We start from the raw sequence: 7,286 nt of genomic DNA, 5'->3' as shown, positions 1-7,286 counted from the left end.
GTCCTCGATGGCCTTGGCAATCCTGGCGTCCGGTGCCCACTTGTGGACCACCACGTGGATGTCACGCTCGCGCAGGTATCGGGTCAGTGCGGTGCAGTCGGCGTCGCTCCAGTCGATGTCCTGTCGGACGAACCAGCCGTCGACAAAAATCCCGAACTCGCCGAACAGGTAGGTGAACTCACTGGCCAGCGACAGCACGCGCAGATCCGGCACTGCCAGCAGCCGGGCACCGTAGTTGGCCTTGAGCTGGCGCAATCGGCCTTCGAGTGCGGCGAGGTTGCGCTCTATCCGAGGCGCATCGGGGGGAGACAGGCGTGCCAGGTCGGTAGCGATAATCGCCGACATGCGCATGGCGTTGACGGGGCCGAGCCAGGCGTACGGCGACAGTCCGCCATCGACGTCGCGTTCGGTTACCCAGGGAACGTCGTTCGATGGCACGCGGGCCACGGCCACTCCGGGCTTGACGGTGTCCCATGAGTGCGAGGCATCGATCTCGACGATTCGCAGATTGTGGCGACGTGCCGTGGTGTAAAGCGGATCCGCGCGCCAGAGGTTGCCCAGGGTAACTACGGCGGTGGCCTGCTGGAACACGGCGGGCTCCAGGCGCGACAGCGCGTTGGCCTGGCTTTCCATGGGCACGGCAGCGTCTGCCGGAAGGCGGACGACCTTGAGGGTTGTGCCGTCGCTGAGCGTCGAGGTGAGCGCATACACCGCCGGCAGTGCGACAAGCACCTGCTGCCTGCCGGTATCCGCGAAGGCAGAAAGCGGATTGCCCAGCAGCAGTACCAGCATCGCTAGCCAGGGTCGACGTGACATGCAAAGCCATTTCATACGCTGGCACCTCTGAACCGGGCCCCGGTAGCGCGGATGACGGTGGTGACGACGAACACCAGGGCGGCGACGATCACGATTGCGCCGCCTGTCGGTACGGGARTGTGAAATTGCATGGGTGCCAGGATGCCGACCACGCAGGAAAAAGTCGCGATCAGGATGGCGCGCACGACCAGCCCCGGGAGCGAATGGCTGATGTTGCGTGCTGCCGCGGCCGGTATGAGCAGAAGGGCTTCGACGAGTACTGCGCCGATGATTTTCAGGCAGGCTACCGTCACCAGGGTGACCAGTACGACAAACAGGTACTCGACGCTTCGCACGCGCACGCCGCGAGCATGTGCCAGGCTCGGATTGAGGCTGGCCAACAGCATGCCGTTGTACATCGGCAGTCCGAGCAGAGCACACGTCGCCGTTACCACAAGCAGCACGTTCATGTCGGTGTAGTCGACCGCCAGGATGGAACCGAACAGCACGCTTTCCATTACGTGCGTGTTGATCTTCGCCGACACGAACAGCAGCAACGAGGCCCCGACCGCCAGCGAGATGGACAAGAACACGCCGATCAGCGTGTCATTGGCCAGCGTGGTGCGGTGCTGCGTGTACTTCAGCGTCAGGGCGAACAGCAGGCAGAAGCCGAACATTGAGAAGTAGGGGGAGGTGTAGGACTCGCCGATCAGCACGCCAATGGCAACGCCGGTCATCGCCGCATTACCGACGGCCTGACTGAAGAACGCCATGCGCTTGATCATCACCATCGAGCCCAGCACACCCAGTAGCGGTCCGATGRGCACTGCACAGAGCAGCGCATTGATCACGAACTCGTACTCGAACGGTTGCGGCAGGATGCCACTCGCGGCAAGCGCCTGGAGCTGGTTGCGAATCAATTCGTACAGGGCACTCATTGGGTAGCCTCCAGAGGGTAGGCGACCTGGTCGGGCGAACCATGGAACAGCACCCGCCGGTTGATAACGGTCACCGATTGCGCGATGCGCCTGACTTGTTCCAGGTCATGGTTGATCCAGAGGATGGTGACGCCGCGGCCGTTCAGCTCGGCCACCAGCGCCTCCACCAGTCGCACACCCGGTTCGTCGATGCCGGCGGTCGGTTCGTCAAGGATCAGTAGCCAGGGCGCCGGGCTGATCGCCTGGGCCAGCAGCACTCGCTGACGCTGGCCACCGGACAGGCTGCCAAAAGGTTTTGCGCCCATTCCGGCCACGCCGGTGCGCTCCAGTGCTTGGGCATTGGCCGCCTTGGCAGATCGGCTTGAGCCCAGGAAGGCCGGCCTGCGTTGACCGAGAAGGGCCATGATGTCGTTGACCGTCATCGGCACGTTGCGGTCGAAGTCCGGCAATTGCGGAACATACCCCATGGGTGTCGTGACCTCGCCTTCGAACCGGACCGTCCCTGAATGCGGCATCTGGCCCAGCAGCGCACGCACCAGTGAAGTCTTGCCGCCGCCGTTCGGGCCTACCAGGCAGTGCAGCGCACCGGCTTCTACCCGGAAGCTCACTTTGTCGAGCACTTGCGTACCTCCCAGTTGCAGGGAGACGTTATCGAGCACTATGGCGGGGCCGCGCATCGCTTGTTCCTTCTTCATCGCGTTCATCGCTGCGTAAACTCAACGGCTTCGGCCAAGGTCTCGAGGTTTTCACGCATCGCCACCTCGAATTCGTCCGGGCTATAGGTATTGCCAGTGATGTGAGACAGCGCGAACACCTTCACGCCGGTGGCTGCCTCGATAGGCTTGGCCAGGTCGAGGGAGAAATTCTTCTCGGCAAAAAGCACACGCACATTGGCCCTCTTGATCGCGTCGATGGTGTTGGCCAACTGGCGCGCAGTCGGCGCGACGCCGTGACGCGGCTCGATCACCGCACTCACGAACAGGCCGAACTCTTGCATCATGTAGTCGTAGCCAGCGTGCGTTGTCGCGCACCGGAAGGAAGACAAATCCAGCGCGGCGAAACGGGTCATGAAGCCGGCCCTTAGCGCCCGGATACGCGCGGCATACGCCAGGGCGTTTTGTCGATACGCCGCAGCGTTGTCCGGGTCCAGTTCCCCCAGCCGGCGAGTGATCTCGAAGACCTGTTGTATCGCTGCCGTGGTGGATACGAAGGTATGCGGATTGACCACCTTGACGCCGTCCTGGCCGCCGCCGATTGGAATGAGCGCAACCGAGGCATTGGCCTGGATGATCGGCAGGGTCGCCCCGCGGCCAGCGGCCTTGATGATCTGGAAGGCCCATTCATCGTGTCCGATGCCGTTGACGACCAGAACATCGATATTCATCGCGCGGGTGATGTCATCGGGCTGCGGCTGGTAGTTGTGCGGATTCGCTTCCGCCGGGATGAGCGCAACGACTTCCGCCCGATCTCCAACGATATTTGCCACGAAGCTGTAGTAGGGATGCAGTGTGACGCCGATCTTGAGCTTCTTGCCCGAAGAGGGAGCCGGGCTGGCGAGTGCGATGGCGGGTATCAGCAGCAATAGCGCGATGCATCGGCGCCACAGTGCGCGGTGTTTCATAGAAACGGTCATGGCTGGGTTCCTTTTACGCGTTCGACTTCGCTGGCACCGTTGTAAGGGATGACCTGGCGCCAGCCGTCGCCGACCAGCGATTCGGGCTTGACGATGCCAGGGTAGGGCGCGTTCGGGTCGCGGTGGACCCAGATCGTCGCCTGGTTGGCCCACATGACACCGGCATGCGCGTGACCGATGACGAGCAGGTAGGCGCTCTGGCCCGGCGCGCGGCCGCCCGAGCCGTAATAGACCGTAGCGCCCTGGCCCTGGGTGGCTTGCGACACCTTGTTGGCGGTCTGGTCCGGCGGGGTGACAGGCGCATCGGCGTGCACGTCGCCGGAAGCGGCATGCGGCAGGTGAGTGCCAGGCAGAATCAATTGCCACTGCACCTCGCCATTGGTCTTCCAGAAGGCGTCACGGTAGAAGGGCGGCAGCAAGATTTTCTGCGCACGCTCCAGCGTGATCCAGCCGCCGGTATCGTTGTTGAACCAGATGATTTCTTCACCGGCCGGCAGCAGAGCGCTGTGAATCGCCTGATCGACCGCACCCAGGCCATCGAAGGAACGCACCTGCCAGCTCAAGGTTATCGGTGGGCCGACTTTCTGGGGGCGCAGCGTTATATAGCCTGCCACGCTGGCGATGACTGCCAGGGCCGCAAGCAACAGCGCCAGCGATTCCCATCGGCCGGATACCGGGCGCACCACCTTGATTGCGCTGTTTGCGTGATCGCTGGGCATATCTGCACCGGATGCGCGACGCGGCGATAGACGAGCCATCAGAGAAACGCGATCCAGCGGCCGAGGAACACCACGCCCGCCCACAATGCCAACGAACTGAACCCTGCGACACGCGCCTGGCTGGGAGGCGTTAGCGTTGTGTCCCATTCGGCAATGCGGCGAAAGACGCCCAAATGGAATACCCCCATGTTGAGCCCCGCCAGCAGTAACACGCCCATCTTGCACAAGAACGCGGTGTTCTCGGCATAGGTCGTGGCATTGGCGGCGAACATGAGCAGGCCGGTGATCACGCAAGCCACGAAAGCGACCCAGGTGAACGGCAGCAAATCTTTTATCAGCCGTAGCGCGCTGCGGCGATGGGAGGCAACGCCGAGCAGACGCAAATCGACGACGGCGATGGTCCCGAACACAAGGGCGATGCCGATCACATGCACCGATTCAAGGGTTGGAAAAGCGGAGCCCGACTCTCGGATGAAGGTGGCGACAGAGGTGTCCTGGAGGGCTTGTAGTGTTGGTTGAATGTCCATGGCGAATACCTGGGAGCTTTCGTTGAAAACGCTTAGATCGCGTAGGCGATCCAGCGACCACAGATGATGACGACGCACCACAAGCCAATCGACAGCCAGGCTAGCGCCTTGACAAGAGGAGGCTTGCCATCACGTTGTGCATCGTCGGCAGGGCGCAGAAGGGGGCGCCGCAGAAGCAAGGTCAGCGTGAACGCACTCACGACCAGTGCCATCTTCAGCCAGAAGGTCGAGTTGACGAGTACGCGATCAGGCTCGGCGATGATCATGATCAACCCCGTGAAGAGCAGGACGAGGAGCGCATTGCGCATCCACGGGTAGTACCGGCGAACGACGCCACGCAAGGGCTCGTCCGTGGCGAACACACCCGCCAGCCGAAGATCGGAGATGACCGCAGAGCCGAAGAGCACTGTGATAGCGAGGATATGAATGCTCTGGACGGTGGGTATGATCCAGAGAATGTCCCGGATGGCTGTGCTCAAAGGTGACGCATAGATCCAGGCAATGATGAGTGATGATGACATTTGCTGTTCTTCCCAATGGGTTAGAAGTCTTGAGGTTTTGCGATCGAGCGCAGACCCGCCGCATCCTCCGGCAGTAGGTACCCTTCCTTGATCGAAAGGGCCTTGGCGTCTTCGAATTTCTGTTCGTAGTTGCTGAAGCTTCCATAACGCTGGCCAAGCACGTCCCTGGAGTAAGGCACCTTGGTGTCGTAGATCAGTCCGCAGCCGGTCTCCTGATCCGTGAGGTAGGTCGCACTGGGCACCTGGATCCACGGCGGGCGTACGCCCCCTTGCAGGTTGCCGGTAACAGGGTCGCGTGCGGCGGTCTTGCCATCGCGGGCGACCCGCGGAGCATTCGGCATGGGTTTGCCTTGGCGCACCCATTGGTCCATGCGATCCAGGAGCGCCGAGACGACCAGCTCCGCCGGTTCGTCGTACAGCGTCCGGCACCGTGGGTCGTCGCCCTTGCCGATGTCGGCAGCGAGCTGTTCGGTATGCTCCGTACCGAGGTCGGCCAGCCGCAGGTGCGGCATGCCGGTCACTTCGTAGTAGCGAATCTGCGGGCTGTCGGTGTCCGGCGGCAGGTTGATGCCTTCGATCACGTCGTGCATCAGTTCGGACTGGCTGTAGACGGTCACGAACGGCACGCCATCGGGCGTATGGCGCGGCACCCGGATGACGTCGCCGCCCACTTCTCCGTAGGCCATGCGGCCGGTCATGTAGGCATCGATCAGCGGCCTTGCGTCGGGCATACGCCATTGCTGGTGCCGGCCCTGGTCGAGGTAGTCCATCCAGACTTGCGCGGTCACGGCCCAGCTATTGACGTAGATGCGTTGAACATCGAGACCGGCCAACGGGCTTTGCGCTGCATTGGTTTTCAGCAGCAACGCCAGTTGCGCCCCGATGCCCTGGGACTGTGGAGCAAACGGATCGGGAGCTTCACCGCGGGTGAAGTGTTCCGGGTCGTAATAGGTGCCCAGCGGCGCGTAGCGTGCAAAGTCGAAGCGGCGCATGAACTCGAAGTTCACGATCCGTCCGTACTGAGCGATCTGCTCGGCCTCGGCAGCCGGGGTGTCCGAGATGAACTTGGGATCGACTGGTGGCTTGTTCACATTCAGCGTGTACCCGACGTACGCGTAGCCGCGACGCAGCAAATAGTCGCGGGTCAGGATCCATCCCGCGGCGCGCTCGCCGAACCAGCTGAACGGCTCGATCACGACCGTGCCATTGAAGCGCGCGGGGTCAGCCGGTTTGCGCACCAGAATGCGTGTGGTGTAAGGCGCCTCCAACAGGGTTTTGCCCGAGGCGGTAATGGCCGGGGCAACGCCTTGCAGGTAAAACTCCTCCTCGATGTAGCCGTACTTGTCGAGGTCGCTGTATTCGGTGCCCGGGCGTTTCGCCGACGAGAGCGGTGGCTTGCCGGAGGGCGGCACCGCGATGGCCGTGGGCATGCGCGGCACTTCTGCGAATGTGTTCGACGTGAGGATCAACAACAGCAGGGCGCTTTGCAGCGTCGGCCGCAGGATGCTGATGGTTGTCAGTCTTTCCATTTGGTCAGCTCCCATGGCGATTAATGGCGACTTCACTCGAGACTGAGGGATGCCTTGCCCTCTTTATCGATCACGATCTGATTGTTCTCGCAGACATACTCTTGAATGGCGTAGTTGGACCGTTTGTACTCGAACGTGAAGCGATACGGGGTCTTGAGCACCTGCGGGTCCTCGATCACGACCTGGTTCTCCAGGTGATCCGGCGCCGTCAGCCTGATGCGTTCGGTGATCTTCATGTCCTTGCCGTGTGGAACGTCGTAGAAACTCACGTCCGTTCGCACCCGTTGTGTTTCCACGACGAGCGTGTCGCCTTCCCAATGGCCGCGTGAATGGCCTTGATATTTAGGGTCCAGGGTCTCTTTTGCAGGCATCGCTTCGTTCAAGAGAATCCGGCGGACCTGCTGGAGATACTCACCGAGGACAATCACTTGCTTGTCGTCGTGAATGATCTGGATCGGGAAGAGCGCCGCCATCAACGTTGGCATTCCCTCGGGCAGGCATCTGGAACTTGTTGTGGCCAACGGCGTTCCGGCCTCGTTCGCAGCGGCTTGTTTCTTCTTCAGCGCGACGTATTCGTCGGCATAGGGCGCCTTCAGGTCCATCGGTCCGCCTGGGTGCACCGGG

9 protein-coding genes are annotated in these 7,286 nt (G+C 62.0%); all 9 read right to left on the bottom strand.

Going from position 1 to position 7,286, the window contains the following annotated elements; translation table 11 throughout:
* The coding region (locus tag AC1DLB_RS16130) for a metal ABC transporter solute-binding protein, Zn/Mn family (RefSeq protein WP_477785273.1) at nucleotides 1–816 on the bottom strand (816 nt) is incomplete at its 3' end.
* 11 nt (nucleotides 817–827) lie between these two features.
* Entirely contained in the window at nucleotides 828–1,733 is a 906-nt protein-coding gene (locus tag AC1DLB_RS16125; protein ID WP_477785272.1) for a metal ABC transporter permease, read from the bottom strand.
* Nucleotides 1,730–2,437, bottom strand: coding sequence for a metal ABC transporter ATP-binding protein (locus tag AC1DLB_RS16120; RefSeq protein ID WP_477744000.1), 708 nt, complete (start codon nucleotides 2,435–2,437; stop codon nucleotides 1,730–1,732). Before AC1DLB_RS16120 ends, AC1DLB_RS16125 begins: the two co-directional genes overlap by 4 nt.
* Entirely contained in the window at nucleotides 2,434–3,366 is a 933-nt protein-coding gene (locus tag AC1DLB_RS16115; protein WP_477744001.1) for a metal ABC transporter solute-binding protein, Zn/Mn family, read from the bottom strand. The genes AC1DLB_RS16120 and AC1DLB_RS16115 overlap by 4 nt, the downstream gene beginning before the upstream one ends.
* Nucleotides 3,363–4,085 (bottom strand): DUF6162 family protein, encoded by a 723-nt coding sequence (locus tag AC1DLB_RS16110; RefSeq protein ID WP_018927833.1) that lies wholly within the window; start codon nucleotides 4,083–4,085, stop codon nucleotides 3,363–3,365. Before AC1DLB_RS16110 ends, AC1DLB_RS16115 begins: the two co-directional genes overlap by 4 nt.
* Nucleotides 4,086–4,123: 38 nt before the next feature.
* Nucleotides 4,124–4,612, bottom strand: a complete 489-nt coding sequence (locus AC1DLB_RS16105; protein WP_018927834.1) for a DUF6644 family protein — start codon at nucleotides 4,610–4,612, stop codon at nucleotides 4,124–4,126.
* Nucleotides 4,613–4,644: 32 nt separating this feature from the next.
* Nucleotides 4,645–5,133 carry a DUF6644 family protein gene (locus tag AC1DLB_RS16100; RefSeq protein ID WP_018927835.1) on the bottom strand — a complete coding sequence of 163 codons (489 nt, stop codon included), beginning with the start codon at nucleotides 5,131–5,133 and terminating at the stop codon, nucleotides 4,645–4,647.
* Nucleotides 5,134–5,153: 20 nt separating this feature from the next.
* Nucleotides 5,154–6,662 carry an alpha/beta hydrolase domain-containing protein gene (locus tag AC1DLB_RS16095; protein WP_477744002.1) on the bottom strand — a complete coding sequence of 503 codons (1,509 nt, stop codon included), beginning with the start codon at nucleotides 6,660–6,662 and terminating at the stop codon, nucleotides 5,154–5,156.
* A gap of 32 nt (nucleotides 6,663–6,694) precedes the next feature.
* On the bottom strand, nucleotides 6,695–7,286 hold a 592-nt coding region (locus AC1DLB_RS16090), incomplete at its 5' end, for a hypothetical protein (RefSeq protein WP_477785271.1).

Source organism: Pseudomonas sp. 05N434 (assembly GCF_056396965.1).
The sequence above is the reverse complement of the archived record's forward strand: the minus strand, read 5'-3'. Positions and strand labels throughout refer to the sequence as shown.